Source organism: Bradyrhizobium sp. TM233 (genome assembly GCF_036247965.1).
GTDB classification, from domain to species: Bacteria; Pseudomonadota; Alphaproteobacteria; order Rhizobiales; family Xanthobacteraceae; genus Bradyrhizobium; species Bradyrhizobium ottawaense.
Map to the genome: position 1 here is coordinate 1 of NZ_BTIG01000404.1, position 298 is coordinate 298.

The following is a 298-nucleotide window of genomic DNA, read 5'->3' on the forward strand; positions in this document are numbered from 1 at the left end:
GTGCTGGAAGAGCGCGTCGCCAACCGTGCGGGTCACGTGGTGGTGCCCGACGGGCCCGGCCTCGGCATTCGCGTCAGCGAAGCCTCGATCCGCGCCAATGCAAGGGTGATCGCGGAGGCGTGAGTTTCCGTCATTCCGGGGCGCGCGCAGCGCGAGCCCGGAATCCATAACCACAGGGCGAGGTTGGCGCGCGAGCCGGCAACCACGAGTCTTCGCCACACTCCTGCCTGTGGTTATGGGTCCCGGATCTGCGCGCCCTTGGGGCGCTCTTGTCCGGGACGACACCGAGTTTGTGGCT

General features: G+C 68.1%; 1 pseudogene. It reads left to right on the forward strand.

The features are described 5' to 3' along the window. A pseudogene (locus AABA86_RS34575) lies at positions 1-123 on the forward strand (cycloisomerase); the annotation flags it as partial. Positions 124-298 lie beyond the last annotated feature (175 nt).